At 49.7% G+C, this 23,540-nt stretch carries 27 protein-coding genes and 1 other RNA gene; 9 read left to right on the top strand and 19 right to left on the bottom strand.

Annotated elements, in window-relative coordinates; genetic code table 11:
• Position 1 precedes the first annotated feature (1 nt).
• From fmt to AN963_RS22605, 8 genes are all read right to left on the bottom strand, one after another.
• Positions 2 to 952, bottom strand: coding sequence for a methionyl-tRNA formyltransferase (fmt, locus tag AN963_RS22640; protein ID WP_055746818.1), 951 nt, complete (start codon positions 950 to 952; stop codon positions 2 to 4).
• 6 nt (positions 953 to 958) lie between these two features.
• Entirely contained in the window at positions 959 to 1,435 is a 477-nt protein-coding gene (gene def / locus AN963_RS22635; protein WP_055746817.1) for a peptide deformylase, read from the bottom strand.
• 16 nt (positions 1,436 to 1,451) lie between these two features.
• Positions 1,452 to 3,887, bottom strand: a complete 2,436-nt coding sequence (gene priA / locus AN963_RS22630; protein ID WP_055746816.1) for a primosomal protein N' — start codon at positions 3,885 to 3,887, stop codon at positions 1,452 to 1,454.
• Positions 3,884 to 5,128 carry a bifunctional phosphopantothenoylcysteine decarboxylase/phosphopantothenate--cysteine ligase CoaBC gene (coaBC, locus tag AN963_RS22625; protein WP_055746815.1) on the bottom strand — a complete coding sequence of 415 codons (1,245 nt, stop codon included), beginning with the start codon at positions 5,126 to 5,128 and terminating at the stop codon, positions 3,884 to 3,886. The genes priA and coaBC overlap by 4 nt, the downstream gene beginning before the upstream one ends.
• 69 nt (positions 5,129 to 5,197) lie before the next feature.
• Complete coding sequence (rpoZ, locus tag AN963_RS22620) at positions 5,198 to 5,404, bottom strand: DNA-directed RNA polymerase subunit omega (RefSeq protein ID WP_055746814.1); 207 nt, start codon at positions 5,402 to 5,404, stop codon at positions 5,198 to 5,200.
• A 3-nt stretch (positions 5,405 to 5,407) separates the two neighbouring features.
• Positions 5,408 to 6,028 (bottom strand): guanylate kinase, encoded by a 621-nt coding sequence (gmk, locus tag AN963_RS22615; protein ID WP_055746813.1) that lies wholly within the window; start codon positions 6,026 to 6,028, stop codon positions 5,408 to 5,410.
• 15 nt (positions 6,029 to 6,043) lie between these two features.
• A complete protein-coding gene (gene remA, locus AN963_RS22610) occupies positions 6,044 to 6,304 on the bottom strand; it encodes an extracellular matrix/biofilm regulator RemA (protein ID WP_015891999.1) in 261 nt (86 codons plus the stop codon).
• 24 nt (positions 6,305 to 6,328) lie between these two features.
• Positions 6,329 to 7,216, bottom strand: coding sequence for a YicC/YloC family endoribonuclease (locus tag AN963_RS22605; RefSeq protein ID WP_055746812.1), 888 nt, complete (start codon positions 7,214 to 7,216; stop codon positions 6,329 to 6,331).
• A 209-nt stretch (positions 7,217 to 7,425) separates the two neighbouring features.
• On the opposite strand from AN963_RS22605, the gene AN963_RS22600 reads away from it, so the two are divergent.
• The 3 genes from AN963_RS22600 to AN963_RS22590 are packed head-to-tail and all read left to right on the top strand — an operon-like array spanning position 7,426 to position 10,095.
• Complete coding sequence (locus AN963_RS22600) at positions 7,426 to 9,156, top strand: Rqc2 family fibronectin-binding protein (RefSeq protein ID WP_055746811.1); 1,731 nt, start codon at positions 7,426 to 7,428, stop codon at positions 9,154 to 9,156.
• Positions 9,157 to 9,205: 49 nt separating this feature from the next.
• Positions 9,206 to 9,550: a DUF2512 family protein gene (locus tag AN963_RS22595; RefSeq protein WP_055746810.1), complete on the top strand. Its 345-nt coding sequence runs from the start codon at positions 9,206 to 9,208 to the stop codon at positions 9,548 to 9,550.
• 32 nt (positions 9,551 to 9,582) lie between these two features.
• The gene (locus AN963_RS22590) at positions 9,583 to 10,095 is read left to right on the top strand and encodes a hypothetical protein (protein WP_055746809.1); all 513 of its coding nucleotides are present in this window, start codon (positions 9,583 to 9,585) and stop codon (positions 10,093 to 10,095) included.
• A gap of 128 nt (positions 10,096 to 10,223) precedes the next feature.
• On the opposite strand, the gene ssrS is transcribed toward AN963_RS22590, so the two are convergent.
• The 6 genes from ssrS to AN963_RS22565 all read right to left on the bottom strand — a co-directional run bounded on the left by ssrS (position 10,224) and on the right by AN963_RS22565 (position 15,331).
• Positions 10,224 to 10,415, bottom strand: a non-coding RNA gene (gene ssrS / locus AN963_RS30540) — 6S RNA.
• A gap of 77 nt (positions 10,416 to 10,492) precedes the next feature.
• A complete protein-coding gene (locus tag AN963_RS22585; RefSeq protein WP_055746808.1) occupies positions 10,493 to 11,266 on the bottom strand; it encodes an enoyl-CoA hydratase/isomerase family protein in 774 nt (257 codons plus the stop codon).
• A gap of 19 nt (positions 11,267 to 11,285) precedes the next feature.
• The gene (locus AN963_RS22580) at positions 11,286 to 12,422 is read right to left on the bottom strand and encodes a CaiB/BaiF CoA transferase family protein (protein WP_055746807.1); all 1,137 of its coding nucleotides are present in this window, start codon (positions 12,420 to 12,422) and stop codon (positions 11,286 to 11,288) included.
• 145 nt (positions 12,423 to 12,567) lie between these two features.
• Entirely contained in the window at positions 12,568 to 12,921 is a 354-nt protein-coding gene (locus AN963_RS22575) for a DUF4870 domain-containing protein (protein ID WP_236708059.1), read from the bottom strand.
• Between the two features lie 488 nt (positions 12,922 to 13,409).
• On the bottom strand, positions 13,410 to 14,318 hold the full coding sequence (locus tag AN963_RS22570) for a DMT family transporter (RefSeq protein WP_083497032.1): 909 nt from the start codon (positions 14,316 to 14,318) through the stop codon (positions 13,410 to 13,412).
• 65 nt (positions 14,319 to 14,383) lie between these two features.
• Positions 14,384 to 15,331: a GntR family transcriptional regulator gene (locus AN963_RS22565; protein ID WP_055746805.1), complete on the bottom strand. Its 948-nt coding sequence runs from the start codon at positions 15,329 to 15,331 to the stop codon at positions 14,384 to 14,386.
• 139 nt (positions 15,332 to 15,470) lie between these two features.
• Between AN963_RS22565 and AN963_RS30535 the strand changes: the two genes are divergently transcribed.
• Positions 15,471 to 15,641 (top strand): YjzC family protein, encoded by a 171-nt coding sequence (locus AN963_RS30535; RefSeq protein ID WP_083497031.1) that lies wholly within the window; start codon positions 15,471 to 15,473, stop codon positions 15,639 to 15,641.
• Between the two features lie 161 nt (positions 15,642 to 15,802).
• On the opposite strand, the gene AN963_RS22560 is transcribed toward AN963_RS30535, so the two are convergent.
• Positions 15,803 to 16,054, bottom strand: a complete 252-nt coding sequence (locus AN963_RS22560) for a hypothetical protein (RefSeq protein ID WP_055746804.1) — start codon at positions 16,052 to 16,054, stop codon at positions 15,803 to 15,805.
• An 89-nt stretch (positions 16,055 to 16,143) separates the two neighbouring features.
• Here AN963_RS22560 and AN963_RS22555 point away from each other — a divergent pair, with 89 nt between their 5' ends.
• Positions 16,144 to 16,680 (top strand): DUF309 domain-containing protein, encoded by a 537-nt coding sequence (locus AN963_RS22555; protein ID WP_055746803.1) that lies wholly within the window; start codon positions 16,144 to 16,146, stop codon positions 16,678 to 16,680.
• A 3-nt stretch (positions 16,681 to 16,683) separates the two neighbouring features.
• Here AN963_RS22555 and AN963_RS22550 read toward each other — a convergent pair whose 3' ends face one another.
• Both AN963_RS22550 and AN963_RS22545 read right to left on the bottom strand, forming a co-directional pair.
• Positions 16,684 to 17,247 (bottom strand): RNA 2'-phosphotransferase, encoded by a 564-nt coding sequence (locus AN963_RS22550; protein ID WP_055746802.1) that lies wholly within the window; start codon positions 17,245 to 17,247, stop codon positions 16,684 to 16,686.
• 30 nt (positions 17,248 to 17,277) lie between these two features.
• Entirely contained in the window at positions 17,278 to 17,958 is a 681-nt protein-coding gene (locus AN963_RS22545) for a CPBP family intramembrane glutamic endopeptidase (RefSeq protein ID WP_055746801.1), read from the bottom strand.
• A 197-nt stretch (positions 17,959 to 18,155) separates the two neighbouring features.
• On the opposite strand from AN963_RS22545, the gene AN963_RS22540 reads away from it, so the two are divergent.
• Positions 18,156 to 19,355 (top strand): MFS transporter, encoded by a 1,200-nt coding sequence (locus AN963_RS22540; RefSeq protein ID WP_055746800.1) that lies wholly within the window; start codon positions 18,156 to 18,158, stop codon positions 19,353 to 19,355.
• Between the two features lie 93 nt (positions 19,356 to 19,448).
• Positions 19,449 to 19,928, top strand: coding sequence for a CcdC family protein (locus AN963_RS22535; protein WP_055746799.1), 480 nt, complete (start codon positions 19,449 to 19,451; stop codon positions 19,926 to 19,928).
• A gap of 248 nt (positions 19,929 to 20,176) precedes the next feature.
• Here the strand turns inward: AN963_RS22535 and AN963_RS22530 are convergent, their stop codons facing one another.
• Positions 20,177 to 20,986 (bottom strand): VOC family protein, encoded by an 810-nt coding sequence (locus tag AN963_RS22530; RefSeq protein WP_055746798.1) that lies wholly within the window; start codon positions 20,984 to 20,986, stop codon positions 20,177 to 20,179.
• A gap of 160 nt (positions 20,987 to 21,146) precedes the next feature.
• Between AN963_RS22530 and AN963_RS22525 the strand changes: the two genes are divergently transcribed.
• Together AN963_RS22525 and AN963_RS32310 are read left to right on the top strand one after the other, a co-directional pair.
• Positions 21,147 to 22,298 (top strand): CapA family protein, encoded by a 1,152-nt coding sequence (locus tag AN963_RS22525; protein ID WP_055746797.1) that lies wholly within the window; start codon positions 21,147 to 21,149, stop codon positions 22,296 to 22,298.
• A 61-nt stretch (positions 22,299 to 22,359) separates the two neighbouring features.
• Complete coding sequence (locus AN963_RS32310) at positions 22,360 to 22,491, top strand: hypothetical protein (RefSeq protein ID WP_269084407.1); 132 nt, start codon at positions 22,360 to 22,362, stop codon at positions 22,489 to 22,491.
• A gap of 70 nt (positions 22,492 to 22,561) precedes the next feature.
• On the opposite strand, the gene AN963_RS22520 is transcribed toward AN963_RS32310, so the two are convergent.
• Positions 22,562 to 23,527 (bottom strand): threonine ammonia-lyase, encoded by a 966-nt coding sequence (locus AN963_RS22520; protein ID WP_083497030.1) that lies wholly within the window; start codon positions 23,525 to 23,527, stop codon positions 22,562 to 22,564.
• Positions 23,528 to 23,540 lie beyond the last annotated feature (13 nt).

Raw genomic sequence — 23,540 nt, 5'->3', positions numbered from 1 at the left:
GCTATTCTCCTACCTTTGTGCCGATTTCAATGCTGTTGCCCGCTCCACGCAAAAAGTCGAGAGCGCTCATGCGTTTTTTCCCTTCAGGCTGCAGTTCGGTGATTTTGACCGCACCACTGCCACAAGCCACTACCAGACCATCCTCTTCACGAGCGATAATCGTGCCAGCTTCCTGACCATTGCTATCAGAGGACTGTTTTTCTACCCACCAGATCTTCCACACTTTTCCACCATGAGTAGTAAAGGCGACTGGCCATGGATTGAGACCGCGCACCTGGTTGTAGATTTGTTCAGCGGTACGTGTCCAGTCGATCCGCTCATCCGTACGTTTGATGTTCGGAGCGAACGTCGCCGCAGCGTGATCCTGTACCTCTGCCTCGAGCTCACCTGCCAGCAAACGTGGAACAGTATCGATTAAAAGGGAAGACCCTGCGGCCGCCAGCTTGTCATGCAAGCTCCCTACCGTGTCCCGCTCTTCGATAGGAACGACTACTTTTGTGAGCATGTCCCCTGCGTCGAGTGCCTCCACCATGTACATAATGGTCACGCCCGACTCCTTTTCGCCTTCCACGATCGACTTGTGAATGGGAGCGCCACCGCGGTATTTCGGCAAAAGTGAAGCGTGGACGTTGATGCACCCAAAGCGCGGTACATCGAGTAGACGCTTGGGCAATATTTGTCCGTAAGCAGCCGTCACAATCAGATCTGGCGCGAGGGCGATCACTTCGTCCAATGCTGCTTCCGCCTTAATTTTCTCTGGTTGCAGGACCAAGAGACCATGACGCAAAGCCGCCTCCTTGACGGGCGGCGGCGTCATGACTTGCTTGCGTCCTACAGGGCGATCAGGTTGGGTAACTACACCGACCACATTGTACCCTTCATTCAGCAGCGCTTCTAAGCTGGAAACGGCGAAGTCAGGAGTACCCATGAATAAAACGCGTGCATTTTTCAAAATAGTTTATTCCCCTTCCTCATCCGGGCTCACTTGATACACCTTGTCTGCTACGTCGATGAACAGAACGCCATTCAGGTGATCGATTTCATGTTGGGAGCAACGGGAGAGTAAGTCATCTGCCTCCAGCTCGATTTCATTGCCAAGGCGATCCTGTCCGCGCAGTTTGATCCATTGGTGACGACGTACGTCGCCTCGCAGGCCGGGAATGCTCAGGCATCCTTCTGGATAGTCAAATTGTTCACCTTTGAAGTCAACGATCTCCGGATTGACGATCTCAATCAGTCCATCGCCGCAATCCATCACGATTACTCGTTTGGAAATGCCGACTTGTGGTGCTGCGAGACCTACCCCGTCAGCATCGTACATGGTGTCAGCCATATCGTCCAGCAACTTATGCAAGTTGGAATTAAATTTGGTGACCACCATCGCCTTATCACGCAGGATCGGATCTGGATGTTTTACGATTGTGCGAATTGCCATTTGATTATTATCCTCCTTAAAGCAGTACGTACGGATCAACGTCTATCGTCATGAGTACTTTCTGCTGTTTGTTCCATTCTTCAAACGCAGCTGTCGCTTGTGCGAGCAAGGCAGACAGTTGCGGTTCATCCCGATATTTTAGCATGATCTGAAAACGAAATCTATCCTTCACTCTAGCAATAGGCGATGCGACTGGGCCTAGCAAAATCGTCGTCTCGGCCAAATGCTGGCGCAAGTAATCCGCCATGGTGTGTGCTCCCCGGATGACCACAGGAACATCTTCGTGACTGAACGTAATCAACACCAGGCGAAAATAGGGTGGATACCCCGTTCGTCTACGCTGCAGCATCTCATCCTGATAAAAAGCGGGGTAATCATGGCGTGTCGCATGCTGGATACTGTAGTGCTCAGGGGTGTACGTCTGGATGACGACATCTCCTTCGAGCTCGTGTCTGCCTGCTCGACCACCTACTTGTGTCAGCAGCTGGAACGTTTTTTCGGCAGCGCGAAAATCAGGTAAATGCAGAGAGATATCAGCGGCGATAATCCCCGCGAGCGTCACACGTGGAAAGTCGAGCCCCTTTGCAATCATCTGTGTTCCCAGCAGGACATCCCCCTGACCCGTCCGAAATTTGTTCAGCAGCTCTTCATGGGAGCCCTTGCGTGACGTAGTATCCACGTCCATGCGAATCACACGAATTCCCGGGAACAGCTTGGCCAGCTCCGCCTCTACCTTTTGCGTACCCGTTCCAAAGAAGCGGATGTGCTCGCTTTGACACTCGGGACAGTGAGCAGGCTGGGCGATGGTGTAACCGCAGTAATGACAACGAGCGGTATGATTCGTCTTGTGGTACGTAAGCGAAATATCACAATGAATGCAACGCATGGTATACCCACAAGAACGACACATTACAAACGTAGAGAAGCCTCTGCGGTTGAGAAAGATCACCATCTGTTCCTGCTTGGCTAGTCGGTCGGCGATCATTTCATGCAGCTTACGGCTAAACATCGATCGGTTCTCCGCTTGCAGTTCTTCGCGCATATCGACGACGTGTACGCTTGGCATTGGGCGGTTCCCTACCCGCTCCGGCATTTCCAGCAAGGTATAGCGACCTCGCGTAGCCAAGGCGTAAGTCTCCAAGGCAGGCGTCGCACTCCCCATCAGGAGTACAGCATTGTTATTTTTGGCGCGCCAAAGCGCTACTTCCCGTGCATGATAGCGAGGGGTTTCTTCCTGTTTATAGGAACTCTCATGCTCTTCATCAATGACGATAAGCCCGACATTTTGAAACGGAGCAAAGATAGCAGAGCGAGCCCCGACGACTACCTTCACTTGCTTACGGATAATCTTCCGCCATTCGTCGTACTTTTCTCCCTGGGACAGGGCACTGTGCAAAACGGCTACGTCTGCCCCAAAGCGCGCTTTAAAACGTTCGACCATCTGGGGAGTCAACGAAATCTCTGGAACGAGAAAGATAGCCTCCTGGCCTTTTGCCAGCGTCTGCTCGATCGCTTCCAGATACACTTCCGTCTTGCCACTTCCCGTCACTCCATGCAGCAAATAAGAGGCGTAGCTCTGATCCTGAATGGATCGTAAAATCGGAGCAAGCACCTGGTTTTGCATCGGCGTGAACGCTGGCTTCGCCTTCTCCGAAAAACGTCTATTCGCGTATGGATCGCGATAAACCTCCACTTGTTCAATCGCAAGCCAGCCTTTTGCCTCTAGACTTTTTAGCGGGGAGCGAGTGATTCCCCAATCGTCGCGGAGCATTTGAATGGAAAAGGATTGGCCTTCATGCTGGGAAAACAGTTCAAGCACACGACGCATTTGTTCCGCACGAGCCGGTAGCGAAGCGAGTGCCTCCGCAATCTGTTCCGTAGTGAGCAAGCAACGCACAAACGATTGCTGCTTGCGCGTAATGCGGTCCTTCACCTGGTATTCCGTCTCCAAAAGCCCACTGCGAATCCAGCCCGGAATCAGCAAAAACTCCTCAGGAAACTGTTTTTCCACCTCCGCTAGAGGAAGGTGCCGCTTGCGAAATAGCTCCCACAGCAAACCTGATTGGCCACATGTCTCTTCCTCCAGCTCATCGGTAGCTGTCAACCATTTTTCTGATTTGCCCTTTAGTACCGCTGGCAGCATAGCCTGTACAGCTGTCACCCAAGGGCACAAATACTGCTTCGACATCCACTCGCTCATGTCGAGCAGTTCCCGCGTCAGTGGCGGGGTATCGTCTACTACCTGTTCGACATCTTTTAAGCGATTGTTATCGACGAAGTCGGCCTCATTTTCCGAAATGCCGACTACGTACCCTTGCAATTTTCGTGGACCAAATGGAACCACCACGCGGCTTCCGACCTGAATCAAAGGAGTGAGCCACGCAGGAACCCGGTAATCGAATGGCCGGTTCGTCCGATTCACCGGCACGTCCACGATAATTTGAGCAATCATGACAGCTCGCACAGCGGGCGCTTGGACAGCTGCAGTAGTACCGCATCAAACAGCTTATCGGCAACATCACGCTTACTCAATTTATCCAACTCCACTTGTTCTCCGGCCCGTGTGAGCAGCGTGACGATGTTGGTGTCACTACCCATGCCCGCGCCTTCTGTCAGCACGTTATTTGCCACGATCATGTCGAGATTTTTTCTCTCCAGCTTGGATTGTGCATGCTGGAGCACGTCCTGCGTCTCAGCAGCAAAACCGACCACAAACTGTTTTGTTTTTCTCTCCCCGATCGTCCTCAGAATATCCGGCGCCTTATCCAATTCCAGAATCAGCGGTCCATCGCCTTTTTTCATTTTATGTTCTTGCACCGTTTTCGGACGGTAGTCGGATACCGCCGCAGACTTCACTACAATATCGCTGTCAGGCAAGTGCTCCATCACAGCGTCAAACATTTCCTGTACCGACTCGACTGCCAAAAATTGAATGCCAGTCGGACGAGCCAAAGCAGTAGGTCCGCTCACAAGTACGACTTTGGCCCCACGATCTCTCGCCGCTTCCGCGATGGCGTAGCCCATCTTTCCCGATGCATGGTTGGTGATATAGCGAACCGGGTCGATTTTTTCGCGAGTCGGTCCCGCTGTAACAAGCACACGTTTCCCTTGCAAATCTTGCGTGCGTGACTTTGCCGCTTGCTGTTCGGCAAAAAATGAAGCAACCGCCTCCACGATTTCTTCTGGTTCCGCCAGTCGGCCTTTACCAATCCAGCCACATGCCAGTAGCCCGACGCCAGGCTCCACAAAGCGATAACCGTACTCCGCCAGCCTTTCCATATTCGCTCTAACTGCTGGATGGTCGTACATGTTGACATTCATCGCAGGAGCCACCATGACGGGCGCTTTCGTCGCGAGTAACGTCGTCGTCAGCATATCGTCGGCGATTCCGTTTGCCATTTTCCCAATGATGTTTGCCGTAGCAGGCGCGACAAGCACCAGATCAGCCTTGTCCGCCAAATCAATGTGGCTGATGACATGAGGATCTGGCTCCTGAAACGTATTGGTATGTACCGGTTGATGAGACAGAGCTTGAAATGTCGCTGGCTGCACAAACTGGAGCGCGTTGTCTGTCATTACAACGTTTACGATGGCACCAGCCTGCGTCAGCTTGCTCGTGAGCGCCGCAGCCTTATAAGCTGCGATACCTCCTGAAACGCCTAACACGATTCGTTTTCCTGCGAGCGAATGCATCCGCTTCTCTCCTCTCTTCCCTATCCGAAAAAAACAACCTGCATGAGGTTGTTTTTAATGGTGTCATCCTTATTTGCGTCCGTCCAGAAATTCGTGAACCAGCTCGTCGGAGATAAATTCTTCGAGAGCCTGCCCTACAAACTTTTTGGATTTCGGTCTTACTACTTGCAGCTCGCTGTTTTCTCGAAGCTGACGTGCCCGTTTGGACGCCACCGTTACGAGGATGTATTTGCTTTCTGCCTTTTCGGTCAACTCATCAATGGATGGGTACAACATGAATTATTCGACCTCCTTTAACCATTTGCGATACTTGTGAACCTGACGCTCTTTTTTCAGATGCTCAGCCGTTATGATCGCCTGAATTCGATCACATGCCGATTCGATGACGTCGTTGACGACAACATAATCGTAGTGATCCATCAGCTCGATTTCCGCACGGGCAACTTCCATCCGTTTGCGAATGACTTCTTCTGTCTCGGTACCTCGCCCGATAATCCGGTTCTCTAGTTCATTCAGATCAGGGGGAGCCAGGAACAAAAACGTTCCCTGAGGAAAGCGTTCTTTCACCTGAAGAGCGCCCTGAACTTCAATCTCCAGAATAACATCTTTTCCCGCAGAAAGCATTTCATCCACAAACTGCCTTGGGGTCCCATAAAAATTCCCTACGTATTCCGCCCATTCCAGCAGATCGTCTTGCTCGATCATCTGATGAAACTCTTCTTTGGATTTAAAAAAGTAATTAACTCCATCTACTTCTCCTGGGCGCGGAGCACGAGTGGTAGCAGAAACGGAGTAAATGATCTCAGGCATTCGTTCCCGAAGCGCTTTGCACACCGTCCCTTTCCCTACTCCCGCAGGTCCAGAGAGAATCAAAAGGAGACCGCGATCAACCATGGTCATGATTCCACTCCTACTTTATTCGTCCGATTCGTCATCTTTGGTCGTCAGTCGCTGTGCTACCGTCTCCGGTTGGACTGCCGACAAAATCACGTGATCGCTGTCTGTAATAATGACCGCACGTGTCCTTCTGCCATAGGTAGCGTCGACGAGCATATTGCGGTCACGCGCTTCCTGAATGATCCGTTTGATCGGAGCAGACTCTGGACTTACGATAGAAATAATGCGGTTTGCATTTACAATGTTCCCAAATCCAATATTGATTAGCTTGATTGCCATGACGGCCCAGCCCATCCTTTCATCCTACTCAACATTCTGCACTTGCTCTCTCATCTTTTCCAGCTCGGTCTTGATCTCGACCGCCAGATGCTGGATGCGCAAATGATTGGCCTTCGAAGCGATCGTGTTAGCCTCTCGGTTCATTTCCTGCAACAGAAAATCCAGCTTGCGCCCTACCGCTTCTTCTTTTTCAAGCTGTTGGCTGAACTGGTGGCAGTGACTCGTAAGCCGCGTGATTTCTTCACTGATGTCACTTTTCTCTGCAAAGAAAACGACTTCTTGCACCAATCGCTGCTGATCCAATTCGAACGGGGCTTGCGCTGCCCATTCGCTCAGACGTTGATGAAGTCGATTGTGATACTCCTGTGTGCCAGAAGGTGCCAAGAGACGGACTTCCTCCAGCCAAGTTTGGACCGAAAGCAGCCGATGGATCAAATCAGCTTGGAGCCCTTCACCCTCGACCATTTTCATGGAAAGCAGATCTTCCGCCGCAGTATTGACCACGTCAAGCAGCCATGTTGCTACTTCCTCACGATCTACTTCCTCTGTTTCGTTGGTATGTATCACGCCAGGGAAAAGCAACAAATCCTTAGCGGTCAATGGCGTCTCCAGTGAAAAGCGCTGGTCCATCTCGCGCGACAGCTGCAGGAATTGTTCGGCTATACTCCAATCAATGGCTACGTTGGATGAGATCGTTGCGCTTCCTTCCAAGGAAATCGTCACATCCACACGCCCGCGTCGTACATACATCGCGACTTGCTTGCGGATTTGATCCTCAAGCATGCTCCAATTCTTGGGCAACCGCACCAGTATCTCTTGAAACCGGTGATTGACAGCACGAAGCTCCACCGTCAACCGTAAAGAGCCTCTTATGTCGTCTTTTCGTCCATACCCTGTCATACTTCGAACCATCGTTTTCACTTCCACAGACGTAAAATCAATTAATTAATTATAGGAGACAACTCTTGGCAGTGTCAACCGAGTTGAGTTGGCAGTGTCAACCGAAGCCGGACAAGACTCCAAAGTTCCTCCTTGGTTGCCTTTATGCTACACTGTGACTGGCAGCTAATCTGTAAGCACGCCTATCTTTTTGTATTTTTCTTTGATTGAGGTGAGCAATTGTGGCTTTTGACGGCGTAGTTACCCGTGCTGTCGTACGGGAGTTACATAAACTAGTGGGCGGACGCATTTCCAAGATTCATCAGCCCCATCATACGGATATCGTCATGCAAGTGCGGACACAAGGAGAAAACGCCAAGTTACTCCTCTCTGCCAATCCGACCTATCCGCGGATTCACACCACGACGGAGGAGTTTACCAATCCGCTGGAAGCCCCGATGTTTTGCATGCTTTTGCGCAAACATTGTGAGGGTGGAACGATTGAGTCGATCCAGCAAGTTGGCATGGAACGTATTATTCACATCGACGTTCGTACCCGTGATGAACTGGGAGATACCGTTTCCAGACGCATCATCATGGAAATCATGGGCAAGCACAGCAATATCATACTCATCGAGCCAGAGTCAGGAACCATCCTCGATAGTGCGTTGCATGTCACGATGGCGATCAGCCAACACCGCCAAGTCATGCCTGGGAAGAGCTACGTCTCTCCTCCAAGCCAGGATAAACAGGACCCGCTGACCGTTACTGATCAACCTTTTCTTTCTACCATCGATTGGAACAGCGGAAGATTGGACAAGCAAATCGTGGATGCCTTTACCGGGATTAGCCCGCTACTCGCAAAAGAGATCGTCTATCGTGCAGGTCTCGTGAACCGCGAGACGCTCTGGAAGGCATTCTCCGGGATCATGAGCGACATCCAGCAACATCAGTACTCTCCGGTCATCGTAGAAGCCAACGACAAGGCAAATTTTCATGTTGTCGAGCTGACCCATCTCACGGACGCCGCTTCATCGACACCTTTTCCCTCCGTTCAGCTGTGTCTGCAGACGTTCTACGAAGGAAAGGCTCTGCGCGACACCGTAAAACAGCGTGCACATGACCTGATTCGCTTTGTCACAGGGGAAAGAAACAAGAACGAGAAAAAAATCGAAAAGCTGGAAGCTACGCTGCAGGATGCCAAGGACGCGGACCTCTTCCGTCTCTACGGGGAGCTCATCACAGCAAATATGCATCAAATGAAGAGAGGCGACAAAGAGCTCGTCACCGTGAATTGGTACGATGAAGCCGGAGGGACTATCACCATTCCGCTCGATCCGCTCAAGACTCCCTCTGAGAATCTGCAGACGTACTATAAGCGTTATAACAAAGCGAAAAATAGTATGCAGGTCGTAGGCGAGCAAATCGAACAGGCAAAGACAGAAATCCTGTACCTGGATGGATTACTCGTCCAATTAGCCCATGCGACATTAAAGGATGCCGAAGAAATTCGTGAAGAACTGGTAGAGCAAGGCTACGTCCGCGATCGCAAAAAACGCGGGCCTCGCAAGAAAAAAGATGCCCGCCCTGAATTGGAGGCTTACAAATCCTCTGACGGCACGGATATTTTGGTAGGGAAAAACAACAAGCAAAATGAATACTTGACGAACAAGCTGGCTGCTCCTTTTGAGACCTGGTTGCATACCAAGGACATTCCTGGCTCTCACGTCGTCATACGCGCTCGTGATTTCTCCGAGCAAACGTTAGCGGAAGCAGCGAATCTGGCGGCATACTTCAGCCGTGCCCAGCAAGGAAGCCAAGTGCCTGTAGACTTCACCCTCATTAAGAACGTAAAAAAACCGAGCGGTGCCAAACCTGGCTACGTGATCTACGAACAACAGCGCACCCTGTACGTCACACCTGATGCCACACTGATCCGTCAGTTAAAAACGAACGCCTCCCAGGGCGCATAGCGAAGGGAGGTAAGTTCATACTAAGAGCATGAAAGGAGGTGTTCGTTCTTTGAACATCTTGATCAAGCTCTTGGTAAACGGAATCATTGGTATTCCAGGGCTTTGGTGGTCGGGAACGTCACTGACGTTCGCAGTCTTGACCAGCATCGTAGTCAGTTTAATCAGTTATGCTGTCGGTGATGCCATCATCCTGCCTCGAACGAACAATACGTTTGCAACAACTGCTGACTTCATCATGGTTTTCGCCTTATTTTGGATAAGCAGCTACGTTTTTGCCCAACCCTATCAGCTATCGGGCATATTACTCACGTCGTTCGTTATAGCCGTTGCGGAGTACTTTTACCATTCGTACTTACAGCATCGCGGCGTCCATCATTCTAAGCATCCGGGCTGAGGCCTCAGTATACTCTTGGAAGGGGGATCGGGATGAACGTCATCGGCATCATCCAGACCGACTTAAATGAATTCAGCGTCTTGTTCGATCAACAACAAGGCGGCGGACAGCAAGGTGGGCAACAGGGGCAAGGACAAGGGCAGGGACAGCAATCTCAGGGAGGCGGCCACGGCCAGCAAAATCAAAATCAGGATAGCCAAGACAGCGATTCCATGTTCCTGAGCTTCCTAGACGAGCAACCGAGCAGTCAGGAAGGTAACGGTGGTGGCGGTGGTGGCGGACAACAACAGCAACAAAATGGACCGCAAGAAATGACGGTAAGAATCAAAGGAATCCCCGAAGGACAAAAAGCAAACTTCTTGCAGATGTATCAAATCTTGCAGGACGCGCAGGACTCCCAATCCTTGCAGCAGACCTTGACGATCGTGAACCAAGGCGATCAACAAAACGGTCAAGATCAGGGACAAGGACAGCGTCAACGCCATGGAGGAAGTGGCCAAGAACAAGGCCAAGGCTCCAGCAAGCAAAATAAAGCTACCCATTAGCGTTATCGATGATTGGGCTGCCTCAATTGACTTCCTGCACGACAAAAAACCACCTAGAACATCATGTTCCAAGTGGTTTTTTGTTTTGCATTCTATTTTTTGCCCGAGAGCTAGATTCATTTGCAGAACAAGTCCCCGCTCTGCCGTTGACCTCATGTTTCTATAACCTGCGCTCACACAGGTGGGTGACCCTTCTGGACTTCTGCCTTCCCATGCATCCTAAAAGGAGGTGGGCCTGACTTCCATCGCGAGATTCCGTCTCCCGAAAAACACGTATAAGGTTAGAAACATTTACGGCCTTACGTACATCGCAGGATCTTGATACGTCTACTCTACCACAGATTCCTTTATCACTCAACGGATAATCTTCCCTAAGCAAGGAAAACAGCGTAGAGCTTTACTGATTCTTTTTCCGTTTTGCCTGAATCAACGCCAGAAAATCCGGATGAGAAATCAGGGCAGGTTGCTGTACCTTCTCCCATGCCAGCGACTGTTCCAGATCCATGCCTTGCGCGTGAGTCAGGCCGTCCTTGGTCACAGCAAATGCTTGTTTGGGCACACGGCGTACAGATGCTATCAGCTTCTCCACCTCTTCAGTTAGCACTTCAGCATCCACTGCTTTATAGATCAGCCCAATTCGCTCCGCCTCTGTCCCAGATAGCTTTTCACCGAGCAATGCCAAGCGTTTTGCCTGAGCGATCCCGACCAATCGAGGCAGCAGATACGTCCCGCCAAAATCAGTAGTAAGACCGATATGTACAAATGGCTCTTGAATGACGGCATGATGCGTGGCGATGACGAAATCAGCGTGCAAGGCCAAATTCAGCCCAGCTCCTACAGCTGCACCCTCTACCATGGCAATGACAGGCTTCGGCATGTGATGCAGCCGGGTTAAAAACTCGTTGATCACTGTCAGTGCCTCATCTGCCTGCGCCTTCTCACTCATGGCCCCGAGAACACTTAAGTCGGCTCCCGAGCAAAAATTGCCCCCTGCTCCTCTCAGCAGCACGACGTCTGCCTGTTCCTCTCTCGCCCCTTGCTCGATCGCGTCTCTGAGTAAATAAAACATTTCGATCGTCATTGCGTTGAGGACTTGCGGGCGATTCAACGTGATGGTCCATACCCCATCGACGCATTCCGTCCATACGGGCGGTTTTTGTGCTTGCTCCATAGGTAGGTAAATCTCCTCTCTAGGATGGGATGGCTGGAATGACACCGTGCTTTTGCAGACGACCTAGCTCAGCTTCGGTCAGATGTAATTTCTTTTTCAGTAATTCATGAGTGTGGTCCGTGTACCATGCGGGTGATGGGTGCCCGGGCGACGAAGCTTCCTTTCTCTCCAGGTATGGAAGGGTGTAAGCGATCTCTCGACTTGTCACATACAGACTTTCCGCCCAATTTTCCTTTTCTTCTACAGCAGTGAGGCAGCAATCCACTTCCATGCCCAGCTCACTCCACTCCGATTGGGTCCGGGATAAAAAAAGGGTTTTTAAATCCTCGTACACTTCGGCCTGCTCGTCGACGGTAGCCTGATAAAGCATTTCCCAGTCTTGGCGTCCCACTGCCCGACAGAAATTGTGCCAAAACTTTTCCTCTAGCGCCGCGAGTGCCACATATTGGCCATCGGCGGTTTCGTACACTTGATACGAGAGCAACCCTTTGCGTGCCAAGCTGTGGTCTTTGGTGCTCAAGATTGCGTGCAACCCCATCCACGATGACAAGAGATCCCCTGAGGCGATGTCCAGGTAAGCACCACGACCCGTACGAAAACGTTGGACGAGGGCCGCACACACTTGCTCACAGGCGTATAAGCCTACAGCGTAATCAGCCAACGGGAGGTCTGTGATGACAGGCTTTCCTTCGGTATCGCGCACCGCTGACAAAAAACCGCTAACAGCTTGAATGTTCAGGTCATTTCCCCCGAGCTGATACATCTCTCCACTCTGTCCATAACCCGTGACCGAGCAATAAATGACGGATGGATGGACTTCCCAAAGGCTGTCGTAATCCAATCCTAAATGGCGTAGCACACCGGGCCGAAAGCTCTCAACCACTACATCAGCCTGCCTGGCTAGAGCAAACGCGAGCGCCTTGCCCTCATCCGTACGCAAATTCAGCGAAATACTTTTATGATTGCGATGTGAACGCAGGTAAAACGCTCCCGTCTCCCTAGCTTCCCGGCTGGCGGTATGAATTGGCTTTCCGTGATCACTGACGGGAAACGAAGTGATCTCCATGACTTCAGCCCCTAAATCAGCCAACCTCATGGTACAGATTGGTCCGGGAAGATGGCGCGAAAAATCGACAACCGTAACCCCTGTCAGCATACCTGGACACCCCTTCCACCCATATACACCTCTTTCATTTCGAGATCGAAGACATTCCCTCCTTTTTATTTTTGTACGAAAATTCAAAATGATAAGACGAAAAAGAGCCGTCCCTATCTGGAACAGCTCCCGAGTACGTATTTGCTCATTTGATTAAACGAAACGTAAGCGGATAACGGAATTCATTTCCTTCATTGGCCTTGACTGCAGCCATGATCAGGAACACAGCCCAGAACAAGAACAACGCGATCAACAGCAACGCTCCAACGAAAACAATGACAAGCAGATAAGAAATGGCAGCGTAAATCGTAACCGTAATGCTGAAGTTCAATGCTTCCTTGCCATGGGTGTCGACGAACGGGCTCGTTTCCTTCTTGATCAACCAAATGATCAGAGGCCCCAGTACGTTCCCCAACGGAATAATGAATCCGATCAGGGCAGACAGGTGGACAATCATGGCCCACATCCGCTCTTCTTTTCCATACAGATGATTCATCATGACTCCTCCTATTTATGGATATTTCTAGTGTACGACAGAATACGCGCAAAGTTGCGAAAATAGAAAACTTTGCTACTCCATGCTTTTCCGAAAGTAAAACGAAAAAGCGCCCCGAAGGCGCTTTTCGTTATGAATTAGTACTTGCCTCCGTGACCATAACCGGAAGAGGAACCATGACCGTAACCACCGTGACCTTCCATACCACAGCCACCACCGTGACCATAGCCTCCGTGACCATAGCCACCGTGACTGCACTCCGTTTTGTAAACAGGCTTATAGTAGCAGTGTTTTTTGTAGTATTTCTTCGTGCAACATTTCTTTACATGACATCTACAACGAGACCGTCTGCATCCGCAACCCATTAACCTCACCCCCTCTTAATCGGTACATCAACAAGGTATGTAGGTGATGAGGCATTGGCATGGACATTTGTCTAATGCGTTTACAAAATCAGCTATTGTCCTGTCTCGGTTCCCTTCGATATGACTCTAGTCCATCTTCATTGAGACTTGAGAGCGCGGGTGTTTTCGCCTCTCCGCCCAGACGACGCCAGCGAGGACGAAAATGCCGCCCAATACCGTCCGCCAGCTCATACGTTCGTTCAGCAAGAGGATCGCTGTCAGGACATTAAACAAAGGGATCGCGTTCAAATAAGTGCCGGCTTTTGCTGCAGCGATGGTCTCTAGAGCCTTGTTCCACAGCAGATACGCCAGCATCGTGCAACAGCAGACCAGAAACAGAAAGCTGAGCAAAGATTTCCTAGATACAGTCGGCAAACCATGTTGCCACATCTCCCATGCAGCAAATGGCAAAAGCATCAGACTGCCGAGAAAGAAGGACAGCGCAGTAAACATCTCACTGGAAATCTTCTCTTCCCCTCTCGGACGCTTCAGCTGCACCACATATACCGACCAGATGAGCTGGGAGGCTAGGACGAGAAAATCGCCCCACAGCGAATGCTGCCCAGTCGCTTGTGGTTGAATCGTAATCAGGAGAACCCCGCCAATCCCGAGCGTAAGTCCCATCCATTGTGTCAGCATGATTTGCTCTTTTAAATAAAAAGTAGCTAACAACAGGGTAAACAAAGGTAACGTGGCGGAAATGATGCTGGCATTTACGCCACTTGTCAAAGATATTCCGTATGTATTAAGCCAAAAATAACCGGCTACTCCCGTAAAGGAAAGCATCGCGATGCGCATCCAGGGGATCGGTGCTAACCTTTCTGGCGATCTACGTCTACGTATCCAGGCAAAAGGAAGCAGAAATAGGCTAGCAAGTAATAATCGTAAAAACATCAAAGTAAAAGGCTGAATGGTTTCCAGCGTCCATTTCAAGGGCACAACAGTCAGTCCCCACAAAAAGACAGACCCAATCAACATCACATATGCTCGATTCACAGTGACCGTTCTCCTCAACAACCGGTTAACTACAAAAAAGATGGATAAAAAAATGAGGACAAATATTACTGAGTGACAATCTTGCGCAATTCATTGATGCCGTGGTGATCGGGAATTTCCTGATATTCCTTTACTTTGGGTAAGGTCAGCAAGTGAGGTCGAGTCATATACCCTGGCTTCGAAATATACACAACATCGCAATTCGCTATGAGTTCAAACACGTCAGGATGGTTCGCTTCGATAGTACGCAGATCCAAGTGTGTGATGCCCGCATTGTACAAATCGTTAATCATCCCTGCAGCACCGCGAATCGTTGCGCAAATCAGACCGACCTTGGTATGGCGCGGATACGCTTCCATCGCCGGAATAACAGTCGTCGGATCAGGAATAAAATCGAGACTGACGAGCGGCGGCGCCTCTCTCGGAAATGTCTGTTTCATCATTCGCAAATTGACCGACGGGTGCGTCACGATCGCCTTGTACTCCTGCAGGAAGCTTACATCCTGCTCCAGTCGTCCGATAAAATCCTCAAAGGTGCGCCCTTCCACCATTGCACTCGGCAAATGGTATTGCACGAGACGCAAATACTCTGCCAGCTCCAACTCCGTAAACCTGAGAAACAGGACGGGAAACTGATTAATTTCTTGCATGACCGAAGAGAGTACTCGGGTAAACTCATCCATGGAATACCCCATTGCTTTTACTTTGTGCAAGGTCTCTTTCGCCAGTAAAGCCAAATGAGCCGGATTCCGGGTCAGCAGCGGATCATTTACCACGTTGCTTACAATCGTTCCTCGCCCCTGTCGAGAATCGACCATGCCTTCCTGCTGGAGTCGCAGGTACACGCTGCGCACGGTATTATAATTAATCTTTAGTTGCGCAGCCAGTTCCCGGACGGTCGGGAGCTGTTCATTCGGGGGCAGCTCTCCGCTGCGAATCAGGGCAGCAATTTGTTGGTACAGCTGTTCGTGGTAAGAAACATTGGAATCCTTTTGGAGAATCAGTTTTATCATGAATTCACCTCTCCTTAGCTACTGAAATAATCGTATATGAATTCCGAATGTAACGTCAATAGATGCGATAGGATGATGGCACTCACTGCGGAAATACTAAGCTTGAAATCACATCCCTCGCTCGAAAGAAGGTGACCTCGTGGGAGAACACAGTCGTTTTCGTGAAGGTGAAAAATCACCTAAAAACGCTGTCTACATGGAAATCGGTGAATCAGGAGCCAGTGTCCAAAACCCAATGATCATTGAATTGGAACGTGGCGAGAAATTTCCAGCGACCCGAAACAAGAATCGGGTATGGACTCAAAAGTAACCTGGAAAACTTGGGTACATCAAGCTTTTTGGTGAAGCTTAGTACAAGTCTTGCCTTCTCGCTAAGTTGCACTTGTACTGGATAGGAATCTTATAAATTCCTATCTGTAGAACAAAAAGAACCAACCCTTCCATCAGAAGTGGTTGGTTCCCTCATTTCATTTACTGATCGTCATCCTCTTCGTCGGCCTCATCCTCGTCCTCGTCCTCATCTCCACTTACGTAAACGATCGCGACGCCGAGACTTTCCAACAGTTGGATGACTTCCCGGTTGAGCTCCTGATCCATCAGTAGCCCTAGGCTTTCCACCAGTTCCAATTCTTCCAGATCGCCTGTTTGGGCGTCCTCAATCAGCTCTATAATGTCAGTCATCTTCTTTTTTTCCAAGACCGCCATCAATTCTTCCGTAGTCATGAAATGTTCGCACCTCGTTTTCTACTCTCTTTCCTATATAATAGTATATAACCTTTCAGTTGAAAACCAAGGAGCGAGGTGGTTTCTTCATGTACCCCCAACCATATCTAGATTATTTGGTTCAATTTCACGTTGAGCGTGACTATTTTGAATGCCATGAAATCCTGGAGGAATATTGGAAGAGCTCTCCTCCTGAACAACGCAAAGCCGTCTGGGTCGGACTTATCCAGATTGCCGTAGCCCTTTACCATCAGCGCCGAGGAAATCAAAACGGAGCCATCAAAATGCTTACGAGTGCGATCCGACTCCTCGAGCAGCACCGTGAGGACGTACAGCAGCTTGGCCTTGACAGTGCTGCCTTACATCTTTTGCTCACAAAGCGTTTGGAGGAAATCAGTACGGGCATCGCCTACCGTAGTCTGTGCCTGCCTATTCGTGAGGAAGCCCTACAAAGAGCTTATGAACATGCTTGTGCATTGCGGAATGCACCTGTCAGCCGCGAAAGTGATTTGAATGATCATTACTTGATGAACAAACATACATTGCGCGATCGCACTGACGTATTTGCCGAACGGCAACGCCAGATCGACCTGCGCGAGCAACGTAGAAAAGCCTCCGAGAAGTAAAGGTCAAATCAACTCTAGATACTCTGGAGAAATCACTCCAGAAAAGAAAAAGGGATCTGTCAGCGAGTACGGAGAACAGACCTTATAAAAGCGCACCCCGGCTGAATAGGCCTCCTGAGCTTGGACCACTACCAGTGATAACGTGTCATGCGGTATCCCAATTGCATCTACGGCGAGAGCTAGTTGAATGTACTCACTGGCTATCGGCAGCAAGCCACCTGCCATGACCTGACGAATCAGCTTGCGATGGGTTCCGTAATACAAGACCTCAGGAGGTGCGACTTCCGCCAGCCTCCCTTTTGTCTTCACAGGCATGAATCCATGTGTCGTCCGAATTAGCGCCCCTTCGTCCCATTCAAAAAAGTGGCCTGGATCATTTTCCACGATCTCCCATAGATCTGATCGCGTGATCGTCTCACAGCCTTTTAACGTCCGCAAATAGGCAAGCAAGGGCTCCACCGGCGTGTAACCGTATGTATCGTAATAGAGCTGGATCTGCTCGCTGTTTTGCCTCAAGATGCTGAGCAATCGCTTGCGTAAACGGACTTGTTCATGGCTCGCTAGCATAGTCACTTACTCCCTCCTCTCGTATCCTACTTAAAATATCCACCAAAGGATGGGCACCACAAGCCCCAGATCCGCCAGCATATGGCTGAACCAGGTAGGATAAACAGAGGGAAATTTCCCCTTCATCCATCCCCACACGATCCCAACAAGGAACACAAGCAAGGTGATCAAGACCCCCCATTTCAAACCAAATAGAACCGTTGACACAACGAGATGGTACAACGAATAAAAGAAGCTCGTCAAAATGACTGCAACTGGCCTGGAGATGGCCGACTTGAAGCGTTGTAGGACAAACCCACGCCAGAACAGCTCTTCCAGTAAGGAATTGAGCACGACAAGGTAAAGAGAAAACCACCAGATCCAGCGACGGTTGAGATCCCACGACTCCAGTATCCGGCGAATCGTATCTGCCCTTCCATCGGTTTGCAACAGCAACCAAAAACCTGTGATCGCCCCGGCAAAAATAAGGATCCCAAACATGAATCCAAAAATTGTCCCTCTGCGCTCTATCTTCCCCCACGCGAGTAACCAGCTTTGGCGAAGAGTGCCTTCCCACCACCCGTGGAGCAGAGGAATACAGAGACACACGACAACATGGAAACAAACAAAGGTAACAAACAGACTTTGTTTTTCCACTAAGCCGTAAAAAACCGACAAAGTGGCGCCAAATCCGTATCCGATCAACAAAAGCAACGAGCGTTTATACGTCATGAGGACAAGCTCCCTTTTGCCCCGTGAAAAAAAAACATCGGTCGGGTTGATCGTAACCTGTCGTCTATAGTTGGTTTAGGTTGCCCTTTATAACCAGTCAGCATACCCACAATCTCTATAAATATACAAATGATTCCGTAAATGCTATACTGTGGGTTACCTATTCAGCAAAAAAAATTTGATATGGAGTGGCATTTATGTTGTGGCGCAACCGAACTTTTCTTCTGTTAATGACGGGTGAGGTAGTCGCAGGCGCGGGTATGTGGATTTCCATCATTGCCAATCTACAGTTCATGCAGAGCTTGATCCCTTCCGATACAGTCAAAGCTCTCATCCTGATGAGCGGACTCGTGGTCAGCATTCTCCTCTCCCCCAAAGCTGGCGTGATCATCGACATGTACGACAAAGGAAAGATCATGATGCTTGCCAGCCTAATCCGCTGCCTTAGTCCCGTCTTCATGTTTCCAGCACTCGCGAACGATTCCATTCCATGGATGATCGTCTCTCTCATCGTGATGCAGTGCTCCGCTGCTTTTTACTTCCCTACCGTGCAAGCATCTCTGCCTGCCATCTTGTCAAAAGACGAATTATTGAAGGCCAACAGTGTGTACCTGAATATTTCTACGCTATCCCGCATTGGTGGAACAGCCATTGGGGGAGTATTGGTTGTCTCGATGGAACTGTCTATGCTCTATGTTTGTTCGATCGTCGCTTATGCAGTCCTGGCTTTCGTCACATTGTTTTTACGCATTCCGCAAATTACTACACGCAGAATGAAGGAAAAAGTGGAATTTCGTGAAGTGTTGACCATTTCCAGAAAAGACCCCGCCCTCTTTGTCGGCTTAATTAATAACGGGCTCGTTACACTCTTTCTCGGCGGCGTCAACTTGATGATTTTAAACTTTAGCGAAATTCAAAATGAACCTCAGCTCATGGGCTGGATCTACATGGCGGAAGGATTGAGCATCTTAGTCGGAGGACTGCTGGCGAAGCGTTGGATAGGTGGTAGAAACCTGGTGGCTTCCTCGACCATTATGCTCGTATTTTTTGGCATTTCGCAATACGGCATGTCTTTTGCCGCCGATAAATGGATGGTTCTTGCTTCCTTTGCCGTTTTTGGCTTTGTCGTAGCTTTCTTTTTCCCTGTGACTGCCACCATTTTTCAAAAGCGACTTCCTGAGCATCAACAAGGACGATTCTTTTCGTTTAAAAGCATGCTGGACCGCAGCTTTTTCCTGATTGCTCTCGGTGTCACTGGCGTCTGTCTGGATCTTTTGGGGGTAACCGGTTACTTGCTCTGCATCGGCACACTCACCATGCTGTTTGGGATCTTCACCTACTTGTACAGCAAAAAGCACAAGCTAGACGTCCGCGCCAATGATGAAGCGGCTGCCTAAAAAATCGGGAAACGATGCCAGAGCCTTTACCTACATTCCGACAATAGTGTATGATATGTGTATTGAGCGTAAAACTATTGGAGGGATTCTTCCATGCAAATACTGTCATCAACGGCGCTAGGCATACTAGTACCTCTCATCATGGCTACACTGGTGATCTTCGTACGGATGCGCCGGCAGAAAAAACCCGTGTCCGCCAAGAGCATCATTTTACCACCGTTTTTCATGGCAACCGGCTTTGCGATGTTCTTCTTGCCGGAAGCAGCAACACCTCCGATGTACGATTTTACTGCGTTTCTCGTCGGAATCGTGTTTTCCATCCCGCTGATCCTGACTTCCCGATTTGAAATTGTCGGTCAGGATGTGTACCTGAAGCGCTCCAAAGCCTTTTTCATCATCTTAATGGGACTCTTGGTCATTCGCCTGATCATGAAAGTACTCATCAACGATTCGTTTACACCGATCCAAACAGGAGGGTTGTTCTTCCTTCTCGCTTTCGGTATGCTGGTTCCTTGGCGAATCGCGATGCTGTACATGTACCGTCAGCTAACCAAGAAAACATTTGGGACCTAAGGCGAATACCATCTTCATTTTTAAAAAAGCGAGGGACTCCGATCACCTGGAGAGACCCTTGCTTTTTTCATTTAGTCTTTGACACGGGCAATGACTGTTCCCGCCAGCATACCAGAACGCCAAATCTTGTCCAATCTTGAAATACAGCGCGAAAATAATTGCAAACAAAAAAAGCAGAACTCCCCATAAGGAGATTCTGCTTTCATGTGAAAACCGATGTAGTTCGGATGATTCTCTTTGTCCGAGTATTACAACCCGCTTAGATATAGACCACCAAAGACGGTATCCGCGCCCTTTTCATTTCTGCCGCTCACTCGCACGAAAAACGGCCGTTCCCCTCTCGTTCTCAACGCTTCCTGAGCTATTCCTTCTCCAATCGGTTGGCAGAGGACGATGTCACCGCCAGGCACCTTAAATGACCGACAACGTGCACCCATTTGTTCATCGATAAAAAGATCACTACTCTCCCAGCCAAACCAGCGCTCCCATTGCTTGGCTGCTTCTTCCAGTTCTGCTACTGCATATCCGACTGCTTGGATGCCATCAGCACCATTCGGATGGTCCGCGATCATTCCCCGATTTGTCAGGTCTTTCACACGCTCATCATCAGATTCTTGCCACTCGATGAGAAACGGAGGCATCTGCCCCCCACTTGGATCTTCCAAAAAGAGCATTCTCCAGCGAATGACTGTACCATCTTCACGCGTCCGGCTTCCAGCAACGGGACCCGTCACGTGCAAGCCTTTTTCACGCAGCTCTGTTGCCCACTGATCCATCTGTTGCGTACGCAAGGCGATCTGGCCCAAGCCCTCGCCACTACTTTGTTCCTCCACGAGCTGATGAATGAGCGGGTTTTCTGACTGTTTCGCGAGTTCTGTCTGCTCGACCGCCAAAAACTCTACATAGGAGAGCCCAAAGTAGCTCAGGCTATTCCAAGTGCCCCACATCGTATGTCTGCCGCCCGCTACAGCATGATAACCTTTTTGTCTAAATTGTTCCGTCGCTTCCACCGGAGTGCGATGCAAAAAATGAACGATATGGTCCAAAGACAAGCTCAACTGCCCCCACCTCTTTTCATCACCTGACCTGCAGGCGATAGATTTACGAAGACATTTTGTCCATTGTACTTCTTCTGCCATGAAAAGGAAAGAAACGGTAGAGCATGGTATAATGGACGAATGTTTGGAAAAATGCTGTCTTTTTTCGTAAGGGGGAACCATGAGCCGTACCAATCAAACGAGATCAAGACGCCACAGAGCGAAAAACAAATGGAAACGCATCGGGCAGCGTACCATCCTCTTTAGTCTTATCGCCATCGTTGCAGCCGGGATGTATGTGCTGGTCGACCGTTTATCTAATAATGCAGAGGGAAATCCCTCCCTCCCCGACACCGCCCCTCTCACAGAAGGTACGGGGACAGAGCCAGCTATAGAACCCACCATTTCCTTGAGCTTTGTTGGCGACGTCATGATGTCAGGTAATGTAGAAAAAATGGTGCTTGAAAAAGGTTACGACTATCCGTTCATGCACGTCCGATCGCTTTTTCAGACCGATGATTACACCATCGCCAACCTGGAAACGCCGATCACAGAGAGAGGGACACCTGCTGACAACAAAGCCTTTGTGTACAAGTCCTCTCCCCATGCCGTACCCGCGATGAAGGAAGCTGGCATAGATGCAGTAAATCTGGCTAACAACCATACAATGGATCAAGGAGTAGACGGATTATTGGACACGCTACAGGCGCTTGAGAATCACCAGGTAGAGTATGTCGGAGCTGGTCGGGATGAAGCCAGAGCATATGCACCCATCTACGTTGAAAAAAACGGCATCCGAATGGCCATCTTCGGCTTTAGCCGTGTCATTCCCGAATACAGCTGGTACGCAGGCAAAAATAAACCGGGACTCGCTGCGACCTACGACCACACTCTTGCTGTTCAAGCGATCCAAAAAGCTCGCTCAGAAGCTGATCTTGTCGTGGTCATTGCACACTGGGGCAAAGAAAAAGTGGATTTCCCTGTCGATCATCAGACGATGCTCGCACACACTTTTATTGATGCTGGTGTGGATCTGATTGTAGGCGGACACCCGCACGTCCTGCAAGGTTTTGAAAAGTATAAGAATAAATGGATTGCGTACAGTCTCGGAAACTTCATCTTCACTCGCGCAGTCGAGCCAAAGACGTGGGAAAGCATGGTTCTCCAAGCCACCTGTACCAAAAAAGGGAATTGTGAGCTAACGATGGTCCCTTATCACGCTGAACTAGGACAGGCCGTGCCCATGAATGAATCGGACGGAGCTCTTTTGATCGAACGAATCCAATCCATTTCCCAGCAAGTGAACATTCACCCGAATGGTCGTGTAGAATGAAACTTTCATCGCTGTGCTTCGTATTCATTAACAAAGGATGTCAACGGAAGGAGAGAGTGTCATGAGTGGATTGATCATTACAGTGGTGGCGATCGGGATATTTGTACTCTCAGGATACTTCCTGACAAAGTGGGAAAAGGCCGTTTTTCCCAATAACCAACAAAATGGAAATCCAGATCCGGACAAGAAATAAGATACAAATACACCATCCATAAAAAGAACGTGTACCTGATTTTCGGCACACGTTCTTTTTTATGCGGTTGCTACGTGTAGCTACTGATGATTATCCCTAGCTTGGTGGCATCCACGTTACTACCGCTGACGATATTCAGCACTTTTTTCCCTTTCAGCTGGGGCAAGTGACCATGTAAAAGCGCAGCGATCCCTACAGCACCGGAGCCTTCCACCATATAGTGATGCTCCTTGGCCATCCAGTACATCGCGTGGGCTACCTGTTCTTCTTCGACGAGTACAAACTGGTCGACGATGCGTAAGGCAAGATCCAGATTCCCTTGGGAGATGCCTCCATGCAAGCCGTCAGCGAGTGAATCGCTATAAGTCACATCAGCTAGCCTACGCTCCTTGAACGAATAGTACCATGGCGGTGAAGCGTGAGTCTGGATACCGATCACTTCGATAGCTGGGTTGAGAGCTTTGGCGGCTACTGCAATTCCGCAAATGAGTCCACCACCCCCTGCTGGAACAACGATTGCGTCGAAATCAGGCTGTTCCAGTAGCGCTTCGAGTGCAACAGTTCCTTGACCAGCAATGATCTCGTTATCTTCAAAAGCATGAACAAATGTCCGTCCCGTTTCTTCCGCCAATCGAAACGCGTGAGCCTCTGCTTCATCATAATTGTCGCCGTAAATGACCAGCTCCGCGCCATATCGTTGGATACCTGCGCGCTTCGTCTCTGGTGCCGTCTTTGGCACGACGATGAGCGCAGATACACCAGTGAGGGACGCCGCATAAGCCACACCCTGCGCGTGATTTCCTGCTGAAGCAGTTATGACTCCGTGTCTCAGCTCCGTCTCTGACAAGGAAGAAATTTTGTTCAGAGCCCCCCGCAGCTTAAAGGACCCCGTTTTTTGCAAATTCTCCAGCTTGAGCCACACTTCAGTACCGACGTGCTGTGACAAGCTGTTCGACATGATCAAAGGTGTTTGTACGATTTCGTGTTCGATGCGCTTTTTGGCTTGCAGTACGTGTAACATAGAAACATTCAACATCTTCTGTACCTCC

The organism is Brevibacillus choshinensis (assembly GCF_001420695.1).
GTDB lineage: Bacteria > Bacillota > Bacilli > Brevibacillales > Brevibacillaceae > Brevibacillus > Brevibacillus choshinensis.
Note: the sequence above shows the minus strand (reverse complement) of the source record. Positions and strands in the feature narration are given on the sequence as shown.